The organism is Staphylococcus sp. HMSC068G11, from assembly GCF_001815825.1.
Lineage (GTDB): Bacteria > Bacillota > Bacilli > Staphylococcales > Staphylococcaceae > Staphylococcus > Staphylococcus epidermidis.
The window spans coordinates 17,719-40,044 of the sequence record NZ_KV822073.1; the positions used below are offsets into that span (position 1 = coordinate 17,719).

Annotated in this window: 22 protein-coding genes; 5 read left to right on the plus strand and 17 right to left on the minus strand. The window is 32.2% G+C overall.

The window, feature by feature from the left end:
- Positions 1-65: 65 nt before the first annotated feature.
- The 6 genes from aae to HMPREF3058_RS04430 all read right to left on the minus strand — a co-directional run bounded on the left by aae (position 66) and on the right by HMPREF3058_RS04430 (position 6,432).
- Positions 66-1,040 carry an autolysin/adhesin Aae gene (aae, locus tag HMPREF3058_RS04405; RefSeq protein ID WP_002447730.1) on the minus strand — a complete coding sequence of 325 codons (975 nt, stop codon included), beginning with the start codon at positions 1,038-1,040 and terminating at the stop codon, positions 66-68.
- A 522-nt stretch (positions 1,041-1,562) separates the two neighbouring features.
- Positions 1,563-2,408, minus strand: a complete 846-nt coding sequence (gene gmpC, locus HMPREF3058_RS04410) for a dipeptide ABC transporter glycylmethionine-binding lipoprotein (protein ID WP_002447728.1) — start codon at positions 2,406-2,408, stop codon at positions 1,563-1,565.
- A 43-nt stretch (positions 2,409-2,451) separates the two neighbouring features.
- A complete protein-coding gene (locus HMPREF3058_RS04415) occupies positions 2,452-3,111 on the minus strand; it encodes a methionine ABC transporter permease (protein WP_001829353.1) in 660 nt (219 codons plus the stop codon).
- Between the two features lie 2 nt (positions 3,112-3,113).
- Positions 3,114-4,139, minus strand: a complete 1,026-nt coding sequence (locus tag HMPREF3058_RS04420) for a methionine ABC transporter ATP-binding protein (RefSeq protein ID WP_002486470.1) — start codon at positions 4,137-4,139, stop codon at positions 3,114-3,116.
- A gap of 246 nt (positions 4,140-4,385) precedes the next feature.
- Positions 4,386-5,531: a bifunctional cystathionine gamma-lyase/homocysteine desulfhydrase gene (locus tag HMPREF3058_RS04425; protein ID WP_002447726.1), complete on the minus strand. Its 1,146-nt coding sequence runs from the start codon at positions 5,529-5,531 to the stop codon at positions 4,386-4,388.
- Positions 5,524-6,432: a PLP-dependent cysteine synthase family protein gene (locus HMPREF3058_RS04430; RefSeq protein ID WP_049386165.1), complete on the minus strand. Its 909-nt coding sequence runs from the start codon at positions 6,430-6,432 to the stop codon at positions 5,524-5,526. The genes HMPREF3058_RS04425 and HMPREF3058_RS04430 overlap by 8 nt, the downstream gene beginning before the upstream one ends.
- Positions 6,433-6,740: 308 nt before the next feature.
- Between HMPREF3058_RS04430 and HMPREF3058_RS04435 the strand changes: the two genes are divergently transcribed.
- A complete protein-coding gene (locus HMPREF3058_RS04435) occupies positions 6,741-7,280 on the plus strand; it encodes a pentapeptide repeat-containing protein (RefSeq protein WP_049386164.1) in 540 nt (179 codons plus the stop codon).
- Between the two features lie 178 nt (positions 7,281-7,458).
- On the opposite strand, the gene HMPREF3058_RS04440 is transcribed toward HMPREF3058_RS04435, so the two are convergent.
- From HMPREF3058_RS04440 to HMPREF3058_RS04455, 4 genes are all read right to left on the minus strand, one after another.
- A complete protein-coding gene (locus HMPREF3058_RS04440; RefSeq protein ID WP_002491683.1) occupies positions 7,459-8,787 on the minus strand; it encodes a sodium-dependent transporter in 1,329 nt (442 codons plus the stop codon).
- Between the two features lie 144 nt (positions 8,788-8,931).
- On the minus strand, positions 8,932-9,174 hold the full coding sequence (locus HMPREF3058_RS04445) for a hypothetical protein (protein WP_002491710.1): 243 nt from the start codon (positions 9,172-9,174) through the stop codon (positions 8,932-8,934).
- Positions 9,175-9,188: 14 nt separating this feature from the next.
- A complete protein-coding gene (locus HMPREF3058_RS04450; RefSeq protein WP_002502299.1) occupies positions 9,189-9,917 on the minus strand; it encodes an alpha/beta hydrolase in 729 nt (242 codons plus the stop codon).
- Between the two features lie 106 nt (positions 9,918-10,023).
- Positions 10,024-10,695 carry a phosphatase PAP2 family protein gene (locus tag HMPREF3058_RS04455; protein ID WP_002491679.1) on the minus strand — a complete coding sequence of 224 codons (672 nt, stop codon included), beginning with the start codon at positions 10,693-10,695 and terminating at the stop codon, positions 10,024-10,026.
- A 251-nt stretch (positions 10,696-10,946) separates the two neighbouring features.
- Here HMPREF3058_RS04455 and HMPREF3058_RS04460 point away from each other — a divergent pair, with 251 nt between their 5' ends.
- Positions 10,947-11,195 carry a hypothetical protein gene (locus HMPREF3058_RS04460; protein ID WP_002447720.1) on the plus strand — a complete coding sequence of 83 codons (249 nt, stop codon included), beginning with the start codon at positions 10,947-10,949 and terminating at the stop codon, positions 11,193-11,195.
- Between the two features lie 41 nt (positions 11,196-11,236).
- Here HMPREF3058_RS04460 and HMPREF3058_RS04465 read toward each other — a convergent pair whose 3' ends face one another.
- From HMPREF3058_RS04465 to HMPREF3058_RS04475, 3 genes are all read right to left on the minus strand, one after another.
- Complete coding sequence (locus tag HMPREF3058_RS04465) at positions 11,237-11,605, minus strand: Na-translocating system protein MpsC family protein (RefSeq protein WP_001829349.1); 369 nt, start codon at positions 11,603-11,605, stop codon at positions 11,237-11,239.
- A 112-nt stretch (positions 11,606-11,717) separates the two neighbouring features.
- On the minus strand, positions 11,718-14,285 hold the full coding sequence (locus tag HMPREF3058_RS04470) for a DUF2309 domain-containing protein (RefSeq protein WP_049386163.1): 2,568 nt from the start codon (positions 14,283-14,285) through the stop codon (positions 11,718-11,720).
- 18 nt (positions 14,286-14,303) lie between these two features.
- Positions 14,304-15,800, minus strand: a complete 1,497-nt coding sequence (locus HMPREF3058_RS04475; RefSeq protein WP_002491716.1) for an NADH dehydrogenase subunit 5 — start codon at positions 15,798-15,800, stop codon at positions 14,304-14,306.
- Between the two features lie 594 nt (positions 15,801-16,394).
- On the opposite strand from HMPREF3058_RS04475, the gene HMPREF3058_RS12475 reads away from it, so the two are divergent.
- Both HMPREF3058_RS12475 and HMPREF3058_RS12120 read left to right on the plus strand, forming a co-directional pair.
- Complete coding sequence (locus tag HMPREF3058_RS12475; protein WP_096824640.1) at positions 16,395-16,463, plus strand: alpha-1/alpha-2 family phenol-soluble modulin; 69 nt, start codon at positions 16,395-16,397, stop codon at positions 16,461-16,463.
- Between the two features lie 90 nt (positions 16,464-16,553).
- Positions 16,554-16,625, plus strand: coding sequence for a phenol-soluble modulin PSM-delta (locus HMPREF3058_RS12120; protein ID WP_087587975.1), 72 nt, complete (start codon positions 16,554-16,556; stop codon positions 16,623-16,625).
- Positions 16,626-17,370: 745 nt separating this feature from the next.
- Here HMPREF3058_RS12120 and HMPREF3058_RS04480 read toward each other — a convergent pair.
- From HMPREF3058_RS04480 to HMPREF3058_RS04490, 3 genes are all read right to left on the minus strand, one after another.
- The gene (locus tag HMPREF3058_RS04480; protein ID WP_002486465.1) at positions 17,371-18,573 is read right to left on the minus strand and encodes a GTP-binding protein; all 1,203 of its coding nucleotides are present in this window, start codon (positions 18,571-18,573) and stop codon (positions 17,371-17,373) included.
- A gap of 170 nt (positions 18,574-18,743) precedes the next feature.
- The gene (locus HMPREF3058_RS04485) at positions 18,744-19,127 is read right to left on the minus strand and encodes a VOC family protein (RefSeq protein WP_002447716.1); all 384 of its coding nucleotides are present in this window, start codon (positions 19,125-19,127) and stop codon (positions 18,744-18,746) included.
- A gap of 514 nt (positions 19,128-19,641) precedes the next feature.
- Complete coding sequence (locus tag HMPREF3058_RS04490) at positions 19,642-20,625, minus strand: PTS sugar transporter subunit IIC (RefSeq protein ID WP_225307998.1); 984 nt, start codon at positions 20,623-20,625, stop codon at positions 19,642-19,644.
- On the opposite strand from HMPREF3058_RS04490, the gene HMPREF3058_RS12400 reads away from it, so the two are divergent.
- On the plus strand, positions 20,579-20,695 hold the full coding sequence (locus HMPREF3058_RS12400; protein WP_371093947.1) for a hypothetical protein: 117 nt from the start codon (positions 20,579-20,581) through the stop codon (positions 20,693-20,695). The two genes, HMPREF3058_RS04490 and HMPREF3058_RS12400, sit on opposite strands and share 47 nt — an antisense overlap.
- A gap of 514 nt (positions 20,696-21,209) precedes the next feature.
- On the opposite strand, the gene HMPREF3058_RS04495 is transcribed toward HMPREF3058_RS12400, so the two are convergent.
- Positions 21,210-21,458, minus strand: a complete 249-nt coding sequence (locus HMPREF3058_RS04495; protein ID WP_002491743.1) for a hypothetical protein — start codon at positions 21,456-21,458, stop codon at positions 21,210-21,212.
- Positions 21,459-22,326: the final 868 nt, after the last annotated feature.

A 22,326-nucleotide genomic window follows, 5' to 3' on the forward strand; every position in this document is an offset into this window, starting at 1 on the left:
CGATGATCCTTAATCCAATCATCAATGGGCTTAATTTGATAGTTATATATTGTTAAACAATTTTCTTAATGAATAAATTTGTAATTTCTCACTTGATAAGCTGGAATTGTTCTATATGTCATATTTCCAGGAGCTGCACTCCAGTTCATTTCTGAAACTAAAATACTTCCATCGCTATTCACACGCTCTACAAACGCTACGTGACCATAGTAACCAGCGTCAGTTTGTGCAATTGAGCCTACTGTAGGGCGATAATCAATAGTATATCCATCAGCAGCTGATGCATTGTCCCAATTATTTGCATTCCACCAGTATGTACTGATACCTTTTCCTATTTCAGCACGTCTATTAAATACGTGCCATGTACATTGTCCCCAAGTATACAAGTTTTGATGGTTAAAAGTTGGTGAATAATAGCCACCATTTGATCTAGTATTATTAGAAGATGAGCTACTAGAACTACCACCAGGCACTTTTAACTTCTGTCCAGGATAGATAAAGAAATTAGTTAGTCCATTTAATTGCATAATTTTTTGATACGTTGTCCCATATTTACTAGCAATTGCAGATAGTGAATCTCCATATTTAACAGTATATGTTGCAGTACGACCACTAGACCCACTAGCTTTTGTACGACTGGAACTCGTCGCTTTACCAGAAACTTTCAACTTTTGTCCGGGGAAAATAAGATAGTTATTTAACCCATTAAGTTGCATGATTTTTTGATACGTTGTACCGTATTTTGCAGCAATAGAAGATAATGAATCTCCAGCTTTAACTGTGTAAACTGTGCCACTATTTGTTGACGTTGCTCTTGAAGATGAGCCTGATACTTTCAATACTTGATTAGGGAATATTAAATTGGAAGTCAATCCATTAAGTGATTTTAATTTAGCAATACTAATCCCATATTTGTGGGAAATTGACCATACAGATTCTCCACTTTTTACTGTATGCGTTGTTGCAGCTTGTGCATGAGTTGATGCCAATGCGCTAAGGGCAGTTGTTCCTATAATGGCAGTAATATATTTTTTTTGCACTTGAAATCCTCCTCTACTTTAGTTTTGCTTATTCACGTTTTAACAATACAAAGATATTATACTCTTTAATTATGTATAGCATGTTTGCTTTAGATGACATTCTGATTACAAATATTATTTTAAATAAAAAATAGGGCTACGCTCAAACATATTTGCATTTGTCCAATTTAATACATTTTGCAGTCAATTACAATGTCTTTTTTATTACAAATATTATTAATATGGTTTTGCTCCTTATATTTACAATTTCGAATGTAATTTTTTTCTATTTTCAAATTAATATTAAATAGACAGACGCTTATTTCTAGAATCTAAATTCAACATTTCGAATAAAAAAAGAAGTAGGAGTAGAATTCGCTATGGATTCTTTATCCCACTTCAAAAAGGTGAAATGCCATGAAAGATATAGAAATATATCTTCAACTTTGTCATTGACTATAAAATTGTTTTGCAACCAACACATATAACTGGAATTCTAGACTGAAAATTTCTATATTATGAATGTTGCGCTAAAACTTTATATTATTTTTTTGCCAACTCATTTTCGATTTCTTCGATTTCCTTTTTAGAAAGATCTACTGGTTTTTCACCGTCTTTAGTGTCTTCTTTTAATGCTTTTTGAGCTTCTTTTGAATGATAAAGTTCTATAATTTTTTTGTAGGTTTTATTATCTTTGTCTTTAGAGTTGACAGCTACAACATTAATATATGGTTTTACTGCATCTGAACTTGCTTTTTCCAAATAAATAGGATCCTTTTTAGCATCTTTTCCTGCTTTTGTTGCAACACCGTTATTGATAACTGATATATCCACATCAGAAAGTGCACGCGCTGTTTGTTGTGCATCAACAGCTTTAATTTTTAAATCTTTAGGATTACTTTCAATATCTTTTGTTGTTCCGTTTAATCCAAAGTTCTTCTTAAGCTTAATTAAACCTGCAGATTCTAATAACTTAAGTGCTCGAGCTTGGTTAGATACATCATTCGGAATAGCAACTTGCGCACCTTTTTTAACATCTTTAATGTTCTTAACTTTATCTGAATAAATACCTAATGGAGCTAATACAGTAGTGCTAAGTGCTTCAATATTGGTATCTTTATGAGCTTTTTTATATTGATCTAAAAAAGCAAAGTGTTGGAAGGCATTTAAATCGATATCCCCGTCACTAAGCGCTTTGTTCGGGACATTGTAATCTGAAAAGTGCTTGATTTCTAAATCAATATCATCTTTTTTAGCTAATTCTTTAACTTTTTCCCAAGCCTTCGTGTCGTTGGATGCAACACCTATGGTTACCTTTTTACCATTGTTACCACCACATGCTGCTAAAACTAAAATTGCAACAATTAAAAAACTTAAAATCTTTTTCATAAATGAATTCCCCCTAAATATTTATAAAACCCTTACTAGTATTTTAATTTCTACGGATAACCCTAGCGATAAAGTTACCTAACGTTTGTATAATTTGAACAATAATAATAAGTACAATGACTGTAATCACAATAACAATGGTATCGAACCGTTGATAACCATACACTAAAGCCAAATCACCTATACCGCCACCACCAACAGCACCAGCCATTGCTGTACTACCGATGAGACCAATAATAGCTGTAGTTATAGCTAGAATTAATGAACCAAGTGCTTCCGGCAATAAAAAATAACGTATAATTTGAAGAGGTGATGCACCCATTGCTTTAGCTGCCTCAATAATCCCGTCATCGACTTCCAGTAATGAATTTTCTACTAAGCGTGCGATATAAGGTGCTACATAAACCGTGAGTGGTACTATGGCTGCTGTTGTACCGATAGATGTTCCAACTAGCAATTTAGTAAAAGGCACTATGGCTATTAATAAAATTATGAACGGAATTGATCTTAAAATATTAATGATAGGATTTAATACTTGATGCAATATCGTATTCGACCATATACCGTTTTTTCTAGTTACCACCAACAAGATGCCAAGAGGTATACCAATCAAAGCACCGATTACAAGCGATACTGTCACCATATACAATGTTTCGTATAGAGCTTGTAATAATTGAGATGAATCTAAACTTGAACCAAACATATTTATATAACCTCCTCATACCGAATATGTCGTTTTGAAAGGTAATCAGTAAGTTTAAAATCATTAAAAGACTCATCATGCTCAAATCTCAACCACAAATAACAAACCGTTTCATCTTGTATTTCTGACATAGAAGAAAATAATACGTTAACGTTAAGATGATGCTCGTTGATAAGCTCATTCAATATTGGCAATTGAATTTGTTCGGAGTCTAAAAACAGTTTATAATCTGTGAAATTTGAATCCTTTCTCGTGTTAAAAGAGGCTCGTAACTCTTTTGAAGGCTCAGTGTTAATCACCGTCGAAACGAAATTTTTTGCAGTATTCGTTTGTGGATGACTAAAGACATCTTTAACTGTTCCCATTTCTATCACTTCGCCATTTTCCATGACAGCTACACGATGACAAATTTTTTGAATTACGCTCATTTCATGTGTAATCATCATAATCGTCACACCAAATGTTCGATTCACATTACTTAATAAATTTAAAATTGAGCTTGTAGTAGCTGGATCCAGAGCACTTGTCGCTTCATCACATAATAATATTTTAGGATGCGTTACTAATGCTCTTGCGATGGCAACACGTTGTTTTTGTCCACCTGATAGTTCATCTGGAAATTGATCTTTTTTATCAGCAAGCCCTACAAATTCTAACATTTCGTCAACTTTTTCCTTAATTTCTTTCTTATTTGTCTTACTTAAAATAAGTGGCATTGCAACATTTTTATAGACTGATTTAGAATTAAGCAAATTGAAATGTTGAAAGATCATACCGATATCTTTTTTAATATGACGCAAATCTTTTTCTTTATATGTATCAATCTCATGACCATCAACAATAACTTGACCATCTGATACTGTCTCAAGTTGATTGACTAACCGAACTAATGTACTCTTACCAGCACCACTATAGCCAATCACACCAAAAATATCATGTTGGTCGATCTTAAATGATACATTTTTCAAAGCTTGAATAGTTTCTCTTTTTTTGTGAAAAACTTTGTTAACATTTTTGAATTCAATCACCTAATCTCTCCCTCCGATTTCCGATTAAAATTATCTGAATATTTGCATTATATTGAATTGATGTCGTACCGTCAACACGCTTTTTTGATTTTTCCAAAATTAATTAATATTCCGAAAAATTATGTTCTAAAATTGGTTACTTATATAAAAAATTGTGGAAATTACACAACTCAATAGTAAATATAAAACAAGAGATTAAGATGCAAAACGTTTTATTTCATCATCTTAATCTCTAACTAAGCGATATTACCTCAAAGTATTTAAAGCTTGTTCTAAATCATTAACTAAGTCTTCCGTGTCTTCAATACCAATAGATAAACGAATGAGACCATCCGTAATACCTTCCTTGGCTCTTACATCTGATGGGATGGATGCATGCGTCATAAGTGCCGGTACAGAAATTAGACTTTCTACTGCCCCTAAACTCTCTGCCAGTGTAAAGTAGTTGGTTGCGTGAATCACTTGTTTAGCCGCTTCTGTATCCTTAACTTCAAAAGATACTACCCCTGTATGACCACTTGCTTGATTTTGATGGATAGTATAGTTCATATGTTCCTTAATACTAGGATGGAATACTTGTTGAACTTTAGGATGCTTTTGTAACATTTGAACGATACCTTCAACGTTTCGGTTTATTTGCTCCATTCTTAGACCTAGCGTTTTAATACCTCTGATTAATAAATAGCTATCTTGAGGTCCAAGTACACCACCTGTAGAATTTGAAATAAAGCCTAGACGTTCTGCTAAGGCATCATCAGCAGTAGCAACAAGACCAGCTACAACATCACTATGACCTCCAATATATTTAGTAGCCGAATGCAATACGATATCAATACCAAAGTCTAAAGGATTTTGGTAGTAAGGTGTCATAAATGTATTATCGACTACGGATATCAAATCATATTTTTTCGCAATTTTTGCTGATGCTTTAATATCAGTCACACGCAATAATGGATTTGAAGGTGTTTCTACATATAACATTTTAGTTTCAGGTTTAATATATTGTTCAATGTTTTCAATTTTAGTTGTATCAACAAAATCTACGTCTATACCAAAGCGAGTAAATACTTTAGTTAATGCACGATATGTGCCACCATAAACATCAGAATTAAGAACTAAGTGATCTCCTTTATCTAATAACATGATAACTGCACTAATTGCTGCCATTCCTGAACCAAAAGCAAAACCATGCTTACCATGTTCTAAATTAGCAATAACACTTTCAAGAGACGCACGTGTAGGATTTGCAGTACGTGAATATTCGTACCCTTGTCTTAAATCCCCAATATCATCTTGTAAATAAGTACTTGTTTGATAAATAGGTGTTGTCACTGCTCCAGTATAGTTGTCTGTCGTATGTCCCCCATGTATCATTTGCGTTTTTTTATTCATTATTAAAACTCTCCTTATAGTTGAATATTTGTTTGGACATGTATCGATCGCTCCCATCTGGAAAGATGGTAACAATCACACCAGTTTGAATGCTTTTTTTTAATTCCAATGCTCCTTGTAATGCCGCTCCCGAAGAACTACCAACTAACAATCCTTCTTTATTCGCAACAAGCTTAACATTATTAAAAGCATCGTTATCAGCAACAGTAAAAATACCATCTACTAATTCTTTGTCTAAAAATGATGGCCACTTTTCAGAACCAATCCCTTCAGTTGCATGAGGATGACTGACACCACCATTTAAGACAGAGCCTTCTGGTTCTACAATATAATTTTTTACATCATAAGTTTTTAAGTGTTGTGCAACTCCTGTAAAGGTACCACCGGAACCAACACCTGCCACAAAATAATCAATATGTGAAAGTTCATCTGTGAGTTGTTTGGCAAGTGTTTGTGTATATGCCCCAGGATTATCTTTAGTTTCGAATTGATTCATATATAAATATCCATATCGTGTTGCGTATGCCAACGCCTCTTGCTGTGCGCCAGTCATACCCTCAACTTTGGGAGTACGTCTAACATCTGCACCCAATGCTTTCATAATTGAAATTTTTTCTTCTGCAAATCCTTCTGGAGCAAAGATGATACATTTTACTTTGTGCCGATTAGAGGCAATAGCAAGTCCAATACCTGTATTACCAGCAGTCGCTTCGACTATTGTATCCCCTTCTTTAAGTCGTCCTTCGTCTATTGCTTTTTCAATTAAGTACTTCCCCAGACGGTCTTTGATGCTACCTCCAGGATTAAATTGCTCAAGTTTGGCGTATATTTTAACATTCTCGTCACTAAAGCTTTCTAATAAAACTAATGGAGTTTGTCCTATCAAATCGTATGCAATCATTATTTTTGGTTCAGATGACAACAATGAGTATCACTGAACTTAACCCACTTTCTTTATTTATGTTAGCGCTAATCCTTACTTATCAGATATGAATTATAACTTATCGACATTGTTTTTGCAATTTCTGAAAAACGTACAATCAATTTGAAATTTAAACATTATTTAAAATAAGTATTTTTATTTTTATAATTGATTACGTTCATATGAGAATACTTAACGAAAGTGTTATGATAGGGGTAAATAAGCTAGCACATCGATAAACGTTATCGAATTACATACACTAGAAATGATAAGGAGCTGCTTTAATTATGACGAAACAAGATTTATCTTTATCTGTATTTACCAATGAAAATTATAAGAATCTTCGTTACACATCATCTAGTTTTAGAAATTCTATGTATGATGAATTAGAGGTTAATAAAAGTCGCTTTAAAAACTGTAATTTTAATGAAGGTATTTTTAAGAATATAGAAGCAATTTGTAATTGTAAATTTACAACATGTGGGTTTAATAATTGTATTTTCGAAGATGTCCATTTTTATAAAAACCAATTTAAAAATTCAACATTTGTGAATACACCATTTGATCAATCCGTATTTAATAACACTTTATTCCAAAATGTAATGTTCGATAGCAACCTCATTCGTAGCGTAAAATGGACTGATATTATTTTTAAAAACGTTTCTTTTAAAAATGTAGAAATTGAAGGAACAACATTTAAAGATGTAAAATTCAAGAATTGTGAGTTCAAAAATGTAATTATTACTAATTCAACTATGTCGCAAAAGTTAATGAATGAATTACAAAAACAAGATGTTACTTTAGAAGATATAGACACTTCTATTTAACATTCATTAACTTAATCTTAAGAAAACAATTTAAGCTCATAGTTAAACATTCACTCGTTTAATGCTAATAGATATTTCGAATCAACTACATATCATTCTTTATATAGTAAAACGGTCAACTCCACTAAAAAATGGAATTGACCGTTTGTTTTAGTTTTATCAATAACGTCTCAATGATTTAAAATAATTGAACTATAAATACTAAAATAATGACAATGGGCATGATGAACTTAATTAAATAATACCACGGTAAAAATAGGTTGAATTTGTCTTTCCCAAAGCTTTCTTTTAATAATTTTTTATCTAGTAATTGGCCAACCACCAATGTTGTTCCTAATGCCCCTAATGGCATAAGAATATTAGATACAATAAAATCCATATTATCAAATATAGTACCAGCGCCAAAACGCAAATGACTTAGACTACTAAAAGATAATGTTGCTGGGATACTAATGATAAATACAAGTATACTACCTATGATTGCCACTTTTTGTCTTTTACTATTATCATTTTTAGTAAAATTAGATACATTTAACTCTAATAATGATATAGAAGACGTTAATGCCGCAAATAAGAATAATAGTAAAAATATAAAGTAAAAGAATGTACCAAAAGTCATTTCGCTAAACACTAGTGGTAAGACCTTAAATAATAAGCCAGGTCCTTCTTGGGGTTGGTAACCAAATGTTTTAAGCGCAGGAAATATAGCTAATCCAGCCAAGACAGAAATTAAAATATTCATTACGACAATTGAAAGTGCTGAAGACTTTATCGTCATATTTTTAGGTGCATAACTTGCATAAGTAATCATTCCGGTTGTACCTAGAGACAGCGTAAAAAACGATTGCCCTAACGCAAATAGTACCCCTTGAATAGACATATCTTCAACTCGAGGTTGCAGTATATAACGTACACCTTCTAAAGCACCTTCTAAAGTTAAAGATTGTGCTACAACAATAATTAAAAAGATAAATAATAGAGGCATCATTATTTTAGAAGCTTTTTCTAAACCTTTTTCAACACCTAACATAACAATTACCATTGTTATCAAAATAAATATGCCTTGACCTAAAACAGTCAACCATGGATTACTAATAATTGTTTCAAATTGAATATTTGTCAGCGTACTTGATTTAAAAATCGCGATTTGTGCTATGACATAACCTATATATATAATAATCCAACCACCAATAACACTATAAAAACCAAATAATATAAATACGGCTAAATTACCATTCCACCCGATAATATTAAGCCATTTCTTTCCCGTTAATTTCTTATATATTTGCGTTGTATATGTACGCCCCATTTTACCTACCGTAAATTCCATAATTAACAGTGGTAGTCCTACAAATATAGTAAAAATTAAAAACATTAAAAGAAAAGCGCCACCGCCATATATACCTGCCATATATGGGAACTTCCACATTGCACCCAACCCTATTGCAGAACCTGCGCTAGCTAATATAAAACCGGTAGACGTTTTCCATTGTGAATGACCACTCAAATTACCAACTCCCTTTAAAGCGCTAAAGTGTTAAAATGCTTAAGTCCTACTTTATCATGAGTTTATTTTATGTGCAATGTACCTATATATTGTCAGAATAATGAAATACACATTTTTTGATATTTATGGATTGTTGCTGTATTTTTATTCAAAATCATAAGTAATGTGTTGTCCCTCTGTCACTTCTTCAATGTCTAGACTTTCAATGTGATCAACATTAATATAATGTACAACATCTTTTTTAATATATAAGTATGCCAATTCATCAAATTCATCTATGATTCGTGATACACATGTATCGTAATCGGGACCATTTTCAAATGTTTTAAATTCCGTATATATTTTTCCTGATACGGTTGTATAAGTTAATAAAAATGTACGTTTCATATTCCTACACTCCTTTATTTACTAAAAAATTGAATAATAGATCGTTCTACTTTGTATGCTTTATCACCATATGTCATAAGATGACCACTTTTTTCAAATTTGAGAAGTTCTTTATCTTGACTATTTACATTATCATAAATGTATTGCGCACTTTGAGCATATAATGGGTCATCTTCTTCGCCATACATAATATTCACTGGTACTGTAATATTTGTAAGACAAGCCATAATTTCATCAATTACACCTTGAAATACTTCAATTTCTTTATCATAGGACAAGATGGTTTCCATTTGGTGACGACGTTCTTCTTCGCTCAAACTCAAAATTTCATTCATTCGATGCCCATACCTTTCAAGACGCCACGCAATCTCGCTTTCACGCTTTTTATGTGGGGCTGACATCACAGCTATACGTTCTAAATTAAAATGTTCAGCCAACCTTAAAGTAAATAATCCACCTAATGATACGCCTGTCACATTAATTCTGCTATATCCTTCATTTCTTAAAAATTGATATGCTGAAGTAACTTGTTCCCACCAATCATTAATATTGTGTTTAGTAAATTCCTTAAGCGGCAAACCGTGCCCTGGATAACTAGGGACGTAACAAGTAAACCCCTCTTCATTTAACTGTTGTGCTAAATGTTTTACATCACGTACAGTTCCCGTAAAAGAATGTAATAACAATACAGCTTGTTGACGATGTCCTTTTAAGTAGATTGATTGTGGTGATTTAACTTTCATTTTTACATTCACTCCTATTTATGTAGATGTTGATATAAAATAGACGCCCTGCACTCTCAAGACCGTCTAAAAATTGATATTTTAAAATTTTTCAAGCTACTTTCACTTACTTTTTCCCCAAAAAATTTAATAAAGGTGACACTAATATAAATAACGATACCCAAATAATCGCTAAACTTACGCCTCCTACAACGTCAGAAAAATAGTGTGCATGAAAATACAGTCTACTTATTAAAACGCTAATCCAAAATACAATACTTAAAATTGTGATTATAAATTTAAAAGCACGCTGTCGGATTAATGGGATAATAAGGATCATAATCATTAAAAAGAATAACGTATTAATATTAGAATGCCCACTAGGAAAAGACCATCCTGTATCAATACTTAAATGATTCTCAGGCCTTGACCTTTCAATCGTTTGCTTAATTAAATAATTAATCAATGCGCCACTAGTCATCGTTATGATTAGCCATATTGCTTGTTGAACCTTCTTGTAAAACATAAGTAGCACTGCAATAAGGATAGCCACAATTAATATAGTCTTAACATCACCAAAGGTAGCGCAAAACGTCATTATGCTGTTGATGAATCCATGTCCAAACACTCTATTAGGATTCCCAAATTGTTTACTAAACCACTCTTGCACGCTAAGATCAACCATTCCCAACCACTGATTATGCGCTAGCACATGAGTAGCGATAAAGCTTAAAAGAATAATCATGCATATTAAAATTGGGATTATCCCTTTTGCTATATTCATATATTTAAAATTCATATCAACACCTATTTCTTTAATATGGTTCAGTTAAGTTATTTTGTCTTATTTTGAATACGAAATATGTCTTCGCACCTCAAACATAATCATTCTTTCTCATTTTACACTATATCAGTGTTTTATCATTAATTTTACTTAACAAACATTTACTTAAATACTTTAAATGTCTTTAAAATATCATACTCATTACATATACAATAATGTATAATGTGATTTAACATAAAATATAATTTTAATGAGGAGGCGACACATTGTTTACTAAAAAAATATTGATTTATATTGCGCTCCTTATTACCTTAATTCGTTTTTTTATTCCATTACATCCAGACTTTGATACGTTGTTAGTATGGTTGTTTATTCTTTACATAGTTCCAATTATTTTATGTATCATTGGCTTTAAATCAGATAAACTCATCGCTACTATGATTATGATTCCAAATTTAATGGGTATAGGTTATCGTCTATTCATCTTCTTTAATGACTTTTTGCATTTAAAATAAAACAGCACTATCTATTAAAGATAGTACCGTTAAATAATTTATTACTCATGTAATGCTTTATCAAAACGATCTTCCAACTTAAAAATCATTACGCGTTCACCGGTTATAGTACTTAAATCACTATGAAAACTTTTCACATTAAGTCCAGTCAAATCTTTAATAATGCGACTCAAGTCCTCTTCACCAGACTCTACAAGTTCAGAACGTGTACGTTTAATATTTAAAAGCCCTTCATTGGTTTTACACACGCGATATTCAGCAGGTGTCAAAATGCCTTGTAAACTAACAATCACCATATCACGAAGAATGTCTGTTTTTACAGACAAAGAACCTCTCCCTAAAAAATCTTTTTCCCATTGCGTAATGGCTTTACTAATTTCAGATTCATAAATACCTTTCGTCTTTTTCATAACTGGGCGACTCCTATTTCTTGATTACTTATAGTTTAACATTAAACTGAAATAATCAAAAAACTTAATTTCTTCTAATGAATCTTTAATTATTAATCTCACCGAGTATTTTCTACCAGTCTTTCCAACTATTATTTTCATCAATACTAGCAAGTCTTATCCATTGATGATCAACCTTTTGTCTAAAATGATCATGATGTTTTAACAAACGTTGAATATATGCATCTGGTGCTTGAATAACAATTAAAAGTCTAATAGGTGCGTGATACGCCTCTTTATCATTCATCATTACTGACTGCCATGGTAAGCCATACATTAAATCACTAGCATTTCCTTGCATGACACCAACACCACTTGTCACAGTTTGCGTTGTTTTACTACCGCTTCCATAATAATGAGGTGCCACAGTTGAGGCGTAGTATTGTAAATTAATCCATTGTGCTACTAGTGCCGGCCCAGAAATAATTGTATTTAAAATCTCACCGTCTTCATCCTTTATCCAATCATAATTATGAAGAAATGCCCGTCCCTCTAGGTTACTATTTTGAGTGATTTGACGTTTCCCAATAATGAATTCAGCATTTCGTGCTAGGCCCCATTCTGGACGAACCTCACTCCAATCGCTAGCGTGACGACGCGCTTCAGCTTTAGGATTTTGGTCAGTTTTTTTTATATTTGGCAATGATGCCAAACGTTCTAAATTAGCTTTATAACTTACTTTTGGCATCACACGCTTAAGTTCGTCAAAGGCATTTTGAGCTTCTGTAGTTAATGGTGGAACATAAATATACTCTAACTCATCAACTGACGTTTGATGTTCAGCAGCTATAAACACTGTATGTCTTGGAATATCGATTCCTTCCATCACTAATCCACGTCTAACATTTTCTTGATTACACATTACTGCTAATAATTTCGCATTGAATCCACTCGAGGCACCGCCGCAAGCACCACATTCTAATGAAGCATGATAGGGATTATTATGTGATTCACTACCGTGTCCACATAGAACAATAAGTGGGGCAAAATCATCTGTTAAGTCCATTAATTGTAATGCTTTTTTGGAAAATTGAATCTGTTCATCTAAAGTAAAGCCGATAGGTAGTTTTGAATACGCATCTTGCTCACGCTGAATAGTTAACTTACCTGTTGGTTTACGTAGCCATTTTTGTGAGAATCGATGCACAATACGTTGTGCTTTTTTAGGAAAAATTGTGTTAGCTATAGTCGCAATGCTTAAAAAAGGACCACTTAATTCTGGCAAAAGTAAACTTGGCAAGACGTTGTTTTTCATTAATTTAAAGTTATAAAACATAGATGTAAGTGTATGTTGTTGTTGATTATAAATTTTCATTTCATGTTGATCAGCATATTCTTTAATACGATATGCAGGTTCTACCATCACTGGTAATGATGGATGTGCAAATTGCTCATCAAGTACTTCTTTTTGAATTGGCAGACCAAAGAACCCAGCAATTCCTATTGTTTCAAAAGGCCCTTCACTTTCTAAATGTCTTCTAAACGGTTCGGATCGTACATCAATACAAAACGCAAGTTGTACTTTTGCTTTTTCTTGATTAGTATCTTCGGTTGGAACACGATAAATTTCATCAACCAAGCGACGTTCATGCGTTTCTTCCCAAGCATCTAACCATAACTTTTTAAAATAAAACGGGCTGAATCGTGTCACCAATTCAATGTATGCTTGTTGCTTTTTAGTTGATAGATTTAACCACTGCTCAACATTTATTTGTATGTTAAATAGCAAATAACGTATTTGCTTTAACTTTTTTTGAAGATATATAGATTTTTTTAATAAGGTTGTATGGTGGTCCTTTAAAAGTGCCATCTCAATCGAGAGACGAATCGCAACATAGTCTGTTAATAAGTAATCATCATTACTATGTGTCTGTGACCGATGATACATGATTCCTGCCCAACCTGGTAAAGATAATAAATGACTCTCAATATATGATTGTCGATATTCTTCTTTTACCCCTAATTCTTGAAAGGCGTACTCTATTGCTTCGGTTGCTTGATTTGGCAGATGTACTAAAGTAAGTCGTTGTTTTTTTGTGAATAGCGGATCATGCTTAACTAAACGTTGCCAAGCATGATAGAACCCTTTTTCTCTTTTTGGCATGGTCCAACTTGATTGAAAGTCATCAACATATAATTTAGACCACTTAATCATATGAGCATCTAAAATATCAATAAGTCGTGTACCTTCCTTTGTGAAAACACTAGCACTTTGCGCTATCACATCATCTTTTTTCTTATAATCCTTAAAATAAGTTTGCACCCATTTTTCCAGTTTCTCGTTATCTTTTGTATCAAAGTAACCTTCTTCAATCGTTTTTAAATTTTTCGCTCTGTGAATATATGTGTTGATATCACTGTCAGATAGTGAACTATTATTATAATGCGCACGATTTTCATCCAACCGTTCTTCAAATACTCTTAAATCTATTTCTTTATTACTAATCGCTCTGTGAATGGAAGACGCATTAGGATAAATGTCAATATCCTCTACACTTTTTAACCAATGTGCCACTTGATCAAAAGAAGCATCTTCTAGCCCCTCCCACGGATTACGTGCAGCAAATGTTGAAATCGGTGATAAAGGTGTAATAACATGTTTAGCCTGATTGACTAATTCATTGATATCTGATTGAAGCATAATTTCTATCCTCCTTTATTAAAATCGTTTTAAATATGAGGGATGACTTTCTATAGATTGGGTTTTAGCCTCTCCTACTTTAATAAGCCATAGGTATAACTTCGCAAATGCCTTTGATTCTCTTCGCCGTGCTACCCATATGCTTAACATACTGCCGAAAACTATAATAGCAATCGATAGAATAATACTTATGGATGGTGGTGAAACAATATGAATATCAACGGTACTTAATGTCGTGAAGAAGTAATGATGCGTAATAATATAAACAATTGCTACAACAATAATCATACATATTCCGATAATTCTTCCGATGAGTCCATGACTAAAAGCAACTAATTGATTCCATGACACCATTAACGACCAAGCTAATATAAGAGCGCTTAATACATCATAGGCATGTCTATCACTATTCAACCAAAATATTATCGCTATAAGAATAGCTAGTAGACGACCAAATACAAGCCATCCATATGACTTTTTAACAGATGGAGGCGTAGGGATGTTAAATCTTTTAACAACAGAACCCGATTGTAGAAATAATGTCGCTTTAAACACGCCATGCAATATTAAATGTACTATCGCCGCAGAATATGCTCCAAGCGCACATTGTACTAACATAAAACCCATTTGACTTATTGTAGAACCTACAAGTTGTCTCTTGTAATCAACATGCACAAGACTGATTCCAGAACCTAACAATACTGAAATGCTTGCAATAATTAATAACAGTGAAATGGCTATTTCGTCATTAAATACCGGAGAAAAGCGTGTAAGAATCACGCCACCAGCATTAACAATACCAGCGTGCATAATAGCTGAAACTGGCGTAGGCGCAGCTACAGATTCAATAAGCCAGCCTTGAAATGGAAATTGTGCCGCCGGAATAATCACTGCTAGAACAATAAGTAAATTGATACAGAGACGCATTCCATAATTGATTGCATTATCATCTGACATATTCGAATGAATATACCAATCTCCTGTAGCGATATACAATAAAATGACAGCAATCAATAGCGACAACCATGCCAATGTAAATGACCGAGCTGAAATTCTTGCCGCTTCCCTAGGTACCTTCCATAATTTGTTAACTTTAATGAGACGTGTTAACACAAATAATGTTGCCCCCCAAAACATGGTCATTAACCTTAAGTCTCCACTTAACCATGCCAATGAAGCAAATGCAGTAATTAGTGTAAGAAACGGAAAATATTTACGGTAATGCATGTCACCAATTAAATAACGCATAGAAAACTTTTGAATGATAAAGCCTAAAGTCAAAATAAATGTCATCATCAACCAAGTAAGATGATCAACTACAAAAGGTCCAACATTCACCCTTTCACCGAAAAATATTAATCCACTTAATCCCGCAATGATAGGTAAAACAAGTAAATATATATGAAATTTAATATATTGAATGGGTACTTGATGATTCAAAAATATTAATCCACTCAGTATAGCAATGACAAGTGTGATAAAAAACATAAACAAAACAAACTCTGAACTTAACATTGCGTATCCTCCATCTCAAAAAATATTTAAAACATAACAAAAAGCCTACAATAGCCAACCTTTCATATATGTCATAATGAAAGAATTTAAACTATTGTAGGCTTCAATTTAACTCAAGTGTTTCGCACTTTTATCCTCAATATATATATAAATCTTACGGAGTATAAATAAATCGTACACTTTATTTAAATAAGCTGCCTATATCATTTTGTAGTAAAGTAAGAACTCTTTCCCCTCTATCAATCAAGGTTACTCAACCTAAAATTGCTAAAGCAAGACTTAGTTATTACCTTTTCGAATAATACTATTAATATATTTTAAATGAGCAAGAGTGTCAATGGTTACGCTTCTCAAAATAAGACTCAATTAATCATATAGTAATGATTATTGAAAGCTTAATTACTCAAAGATCCTTTTGTAAAGCTTATGTAAACAGTATAAAGACAAAATAACACTTAGGAATAACTCACTGTTGAGTGAAAAACATAAATCATTCACTTAAGACATTGATATTTTAATTTAGGGACTATGCACATATTTAATTCAAATTCCAGTTACACTATAGATAACAAATTAGTAAGGGAGGTCATTTAAATGGCAGATGTAATCGCTAAAATTGTTGAAATTGTTAAAGGCTTAATTGATCAATTTACTCAAAAATAATATTTAAAAGTTAAGTATTTTATAAGTTAGCTTTTGAATATTCAACAACCATCTCTAAATACATTTCCCTTTTGAAAGGAGGTCATGAACATGAGCATCGTATCAACTATCATCGAAGTCGTTAAAACTATCGTAGACATCGTTAAAAAATTCAAAAAATAGTCTACATTCTACATAGCCACCATCTTTTACGATGGTGGTTTTTTATGTCTATTTATTTTCAGCTCGCTTAAACACCTTTAACCACCCAACATTTACTTCTCTTCATTATTGGATAACTTTTCAAAATAAACTATTGTAATGAATATATTTTTACTTATAATGGTAAACACGGCATCACGTTTATTAAAACAACGATGACTATTGATTCATTTGGTAAATAACGACATCGAAAGGAAGGACAAAATGAAGAAGGGTTCAATTTCCAGCTTATTATCAATTATTGTCACGCTCATTAGTATTTTTATATGTTTTACAACCATGTTTACGAACATCTATAACAACACTGACTTTAACTTTTGGTATTTCCCAGGAGCAATTATCTTTGTTATCTCAATTATTATTAATATCATAGCAATGTTTAAAGGTAATAAGACGTTAAACATCATCCTATTTTTTATTAACTTTTTTGCCTTACTTATCTTTACCACACCATTTGCAATCGTTTAAATGTTGTTTTCAACTGCAAAATAGTTAGGCACGAGTCATATCACATCTTCGCCCGTAGAAATTTTTTGCAACTAATAACTGATTTTGAAAATATGTCGATATTAATATTTTAGGTTTCAATATTTAAGCGGGCAAGCGTCTCTGAATTCAAAGGCACTTGTCCACTTAATTTTTCACGTGAAACAGCACAGTATATTCATTCGTATTACATTTTCATTTAAAATGATGAATCAATCAACTACATTCTTTGATCATACGTCCACTGATACGGACTATCTAGCAATCGCCAATCTTCATCAATCTCATCACTACGAATTAAACATGCATCTAATTCCCGGGAAATTTTTTCTTGATCTAAATCCGTACCAATAATTACAAATTGCGTTTGACGATCTCCATATTCGATATCCCAATCTTCTGCTACATCTTGACGTGCTTCCAAAATAGCTTCCTGCTGGCGCTCACTCATTGTTGCCACCCAGTATGTAACGGGGTGAATATTACAAGATGAACCAGCCTGTGATAACAAACACGCTACATCATTATACTGCGCTAGCCATACAATCCCTTTTGTTCTTACAATATTTTCTGGCATTTGTTCTAGCCATTGATGAAATCTTTTTGCATGAAATGGTAATCGTCTAGTATAAGCAAATGATGTAATCCCATACTCTTCTGTTTCCGGCGTATGTGTCGCATGTCCTCCAGCTGTTAATTCTTTGATCCATCCAGCTGATTCACTTGCCTTCTCAAAATCAAATAATTGCGTATTAAGTACATCTGATAATTCCACTTTAGCATTTACTGTTTTAATAATTTTAGCTTCGGGTTGCAATGCACGTAATACATTTTCTAATTTTTCTAAAGCTTCGTCGCTAATCAAATCGATTTTATTGATAATCATCACATCACAAAATTCTACTTGATCAATGAGTAAGTCAGCAATAGTACGCTCATCTTCATCATCAACACTTTCATCACGGTCTGCCAATAAATCTTCACTACGAATATCGTTAACAAAGCGATTCGCATCTACAACCGTCACCATTGTATCTAATCGACATATAGAGGTTAAATCAATACCTAATTCTTCATCTATGTATGAGAACGTTTGAGCTACCGGCACAGGCTCAGATATTCCAGTTGATTCAATTACAATTTGGTCGATACCCCCTTTGTGAATTAAGCGCTCGACTTCTCGTAACAAATCGTCTCTTAAAGTACAACATATACATCCATTAGAAAGTTCTACTAATTTCTCATCTGTTCTAGATAAGCCGCCACCTTGTGCTACTAAATCCTTATCAATATTAACTTCACTCATATCATTGACTATAACAGCAATGCGACGCCCTTCTCTATTTTTTAAGATATGATTAAGTAATGTCGTTTTGCCCGACCCTAAATATCCACTTAATACAGTTACAGGTATTTTCGCCATTTCAAGAACCCTCTCTTTTGTAAATAGTAATTATTACGTTTTACATTCTATAGAAAGTTCCTTCTTTTATCAATACTCAATTTTTTAAAAATCGAATAAACGTTATTAAATAAAAAAAGCTAGTTGGAATCATTATAAATTTCCAACTAACTAAGATTAAAATATTACAATTATATATGTTCATCTAAAAAGTAATTAAATACCCAAATGATACCATTGAGATGGTCTTTTACCTCTGCATGATAGGCATTAAAAAAAGTTTTATTGAGTTTCACTTTAGCATGACCACCATCATCAATTAACCTTTTATAGACACGCTCCAACTCTTCTAATGAATCACATTCAATAATAAGATGAGGATTTTTAGAAACGGGATGCTTATGAAACGTATCGGAGAAATGAACGAACGTTTCATCACCAATAATAAGTTGGGCATGATAAGTTCGACCATCTTTACCCATAAGTATTTCTGTTTGAGCATTAAATACATCTTTGTAATAACATAAAGATTTATCTACGTCCTTAACGTAAATAAACGGGCTTACATTCTTCATAATTTCCTCCTTTTTTTATTTATTAACACATTTAGACACACTTTCATCAATTTAAACTAATCATTTTCGGGATTATTGCAAATTAATACAATAAAACCACTCCTCAATGGAGTGGCTACTTTTCTATTTTTTAGGTTCACCGTTGACTAGCACACTATTTAAAAAGTTGAGAAATTGTATTACGAATTGAATTGAATCGTTCATAATCTACATCTCCTCTCAATACTTTTTTAACACTTTTATTATAAAACGTTTATGCTTCAACATACTAAATTTGCCTAACTGTATATTTTTCATACTCAAGTGTCAAATAAATGGTGTGATATTATTTTGTTCAACTACATTTCTTCTAATATTTAAGAGTTGCACGCATACATATTAACAAAAATATTTTCTCTAACTTTGAATAGAAAATATTCTGTTCATTTTATGTATTCACATAATCGTGAAATCATCTATGACTTTGATCAATTTTCAAATCGCCTAGTCTTAGCGCTCATCATTGTATACTCAGTTATGTCATTGTGTCCCGTTCTAACATTTGCTTTTTAGTAATAATGGGGTACTTTTTGAAAACAATAGACCCTACAATACCAGCAATAGTTCCTATAATCGCCATAACCACACCATAGATAATCACTTTCGTTAAACTATTAAAACCAAACATCACTAAAAAACCTGCAATAGGTGTAGCAGTGCCAGTTGCATTATTAATCATACCTGACCAAGCAATTATAATACCGGCAATTGCCCCACCAAAGAAATTAGTGACATAAATAGGAATAGGATTAGCGGAAACAATATCAGCTTGAGAAAGCGGTTCGATTCCGACTGAAATGGTTGATTTACGGTCTCCCAATTTCAAACGATGGAACAATGCACTATTCATAAACGCCGAACTAAATGCGGCCATAGCACCTATGGCCATAGGCGCACCCGTTAAACCAAGCAATGCAGTGAGAGCCATTGAACTTAATGGAGCAGTACCTACTACTGTAATAATACCTCCCAATACAATTCCCATAATCAACGGGTTAGTGTCAGTACTACTTTGTATAATATCCCCAATTTTAATTAACGTGTTATTAACCACTGGCGTCAATCCAGTAGCAATTAATCGAGCAATAGGGGCAAGTATAACAATTGAACCAATTAAATCAATACCGTCTGGCACATATTTTTCTGTATACTTCATCATATAACCTACAATATACCCAGCGAAAAATCCTGGTAATAAATCCATACCTCCACAAGCTGCCCCAATAACAAGTGCATAAACTGGAGATACGCCAATCGCTAATGCGGTTAATCCAGCCGCAGCCACACCACCTAAACCTCCAGCAGCATCTCCTAATTCTTCTAAGAATTTAATACCAAATACTTGTCCACCCACATATTTATTGAAAGCTTCAACTAAAAACGAAGCAATTGCCGCATTCGCTAAAGCACCCATCGCTTTCATCCCACTGGGTGCCTTGTATGTAAATAGAGTAAAAATAACTAAAACTAAAATTAAAAATAAAGTACCTATAAGTAAATCCATATCAAACACTCCCCCATTTCTTTAAAATTTTCAGATTTTTTAGAAAACAACTATAAAATACATAGTACCAAAAAAATATACCTTTGAGGAGAATTTTTTGAAAAATAGAAAATATTTATTAAATTAAATAAAGTTAAATAGTAAAACATTGTAGCAAGCGAGTCATTTAGTTCGATGATTAATCAATCTCTATTATATACATTTGATTTTTTTAATGCGCTTGAACAAAAAATTATCAAATCGATTTCTTAATAAAGTTGATTCTCTTATTAAAATGTTCAAAACGAAACTAAAATATGCAATTATAAACCCATATCACATAAAAAAAGCTAGAAACACTTTTGTTTTAGTGTTTCTAGCTTTTAAAATGATTATTTTGTTATTCCCACTCATGCATAAAATCTATTTTTAAATATTTCTCACACGATCAAAACACTTATATATAAACGTTTATAACTTTATTTTTATTATATTCATGTTCATACATGTGCCCCTTATTTCAAAATCATAACCTTTTTCTACCCTTTTTTATTTTCCTATCATTCTTCTGATTTCCTTTTTTTGAAAAACATATCATAAATAAATGAGATTACCGCTAGTATAATCCCCACTGTTAAAAGTCCATTTAATCCATTATCACTGTATACATTAATAATGTTTAACGAACTTATTTTGTCAGCAAGCCTATTAGTTATATGTATATTAAGATAACTTAGTAAAAATGTACCTATAAAAAAGATAGCTATAATGAATATAAAATCGCCTAATGCTTTCAAAAATCTACTCATGCTTGTTCTCCTTTTTAACTTTGGCTATTAATATTAACATCATTATCAACGGAAACCATATAAACAAGTAGATCATTATAACAACCTCCTATTTATATTTAACATTCCTGTATTAAATGAGAATTGTTGATTCAATAACAATATAATGTTGCCGTTTCTCACTACCTCACATTAAGGGTGAACGAATCGTTATCCTATATATTAGAAGCGTAACTTATTCATGGCGTAATGTTTATCATTATCATAAAACTACAACGCCATTCCTTATTGCAAAACAGAGCGTTTCTCAGCACACAATAATATGTTTGTTTTCAGTCTATATTACTCGTTATAGTAATACAATCCATGCATAAATAAGCTATTATACCTATTGGTATTCCAAATAATGGCGTTGTAAATATATACTTGCTACGAGTATGTTTAGTAACAATGTCCAAAATTCATCAGATTGCCATTTTTTATTTAATAAATACTCCCACATATCTTTTATACTTACGTGATAACCACCTTTGTTATTTCTATTGAAATCACACTTATTATTACATGTACCATAATGTTATTATTAATCAAATAGACAAATGATGGATTTTAACTATTAAATTTATATAAATTTACTTATTCCCAATGTCACATAAAAATCGCTATTCTAAGAGTGACATTATAAAAGATTTATTTAACTTGACCGTGTGTGTTAAATAATTTAAATATTGCAAAGTTAATTTTGACTAATCAATTAAATCTAATTTATTATCGATTTCATCTGTTGATATCTCATTTTTAAAACAAAAATTAGTACTTACTGAAAGAGTAAATTCTTTAATATCATTACATTTGTCATCTTCGTTCCGTAAACCTCCACTTTTTTATT

Coding starts and splice junctions, on each gene's coding strand:
- gmpC (WP_002447728.1), bottom strand. CDS start 2,408: ATGAAAAAGATTTTAAGTTTTTTAATTGTTGCAATTTTAGTTTTAGCA.
- HMPREF3058_RS04415 (WP_001829353.1), bottom strand. CDS start 3,111: ATGTTTGGTTCAAGTTTAGATTCATCTCAATTATTACAAGCTCTATAC.
- HMPREF3058_RS04425 (WP_002447726.1), bottom strand. CDS start 5,531: ATGAATAAAAAAACGCAAATGATACATGGGGGACATACGACAGACAAC.
- HMPREF3058_RS04430 (WP_049386165.1), bottom strand. CDS start 6,432: ATGATTGCATACGATTTGATAGGACAAACTCCATTAGTTTTATTAGAA.
- HMPREF3058_RS04435 (WP_049386164.1), top strand. CDS start 6,741: ATGACGAAACAAGATTTATCTTTATCTGTATTTACCAATGAAAATTAT.
- HMPREF3058_RS04445 (WP_002491710.1), bottom strand. CDS start 9,174: ATGAAACGTACATTTTTATTAACTTATACAACCGTATCAGGAAAAATA.
- HMPREF3058_RS04450 (WP_002502299.1), bottom strand. CDS start 9,917: ATGAAAGTTAAATCACCACAATCAATCTACTTAAAAGGACATCGTCAA.
- HMPREF3058_RS04455 (WP_002491679.1), bottom strand. CDS start 10,695: ATGAATTTTAAATATATGAATATAGCAAAAGGGATAATCCCAATTTTA.
- HMPREF3058_RS04465 (WP_001829349.1), bottom strand. CDS start 11,605: ATGAAAAAGACGAAAGGTATTTATGAATCTGAAATTAGTAAAGCCATT.
- HMPREF3058_RS04470 (WP_049386163.1), bottom strand. CDS start 14,285: ATGCTTCAATCAGATATCAATGAATTAGTCAATCAGGCTAAACATGTT.
- HMPREF3058_RS04475 (WP_002491716.1), bottom strand. CDS start 15,800: ATGTTAAGTTCAGAGTTTGTTTTGTTTATGTTTTTTATCACACTTGTC.
- HMPREF3058_RS04480 (WP_002486465.1), bottom strand. CDS start 18,573: ATGGCGAAAATACCTGTAACTGTATTAAGTGGATATTTAGGGTCGGGC.
- HMPREF3058_RS04485 (WP_002447716.1), bottom strand. CDS start 19,127: ATGAAGAATGTAAGCCCGTTTATTTACGTTAAGGACGTAGATAAATCT.
- HMPREF3058_RS04495 (WP_002491743.1), bottom strand. CDS start 21,458: ATGAGTAGATTTTTGAAAGCATTAGGCGATTTTATATTCATTATAGCT.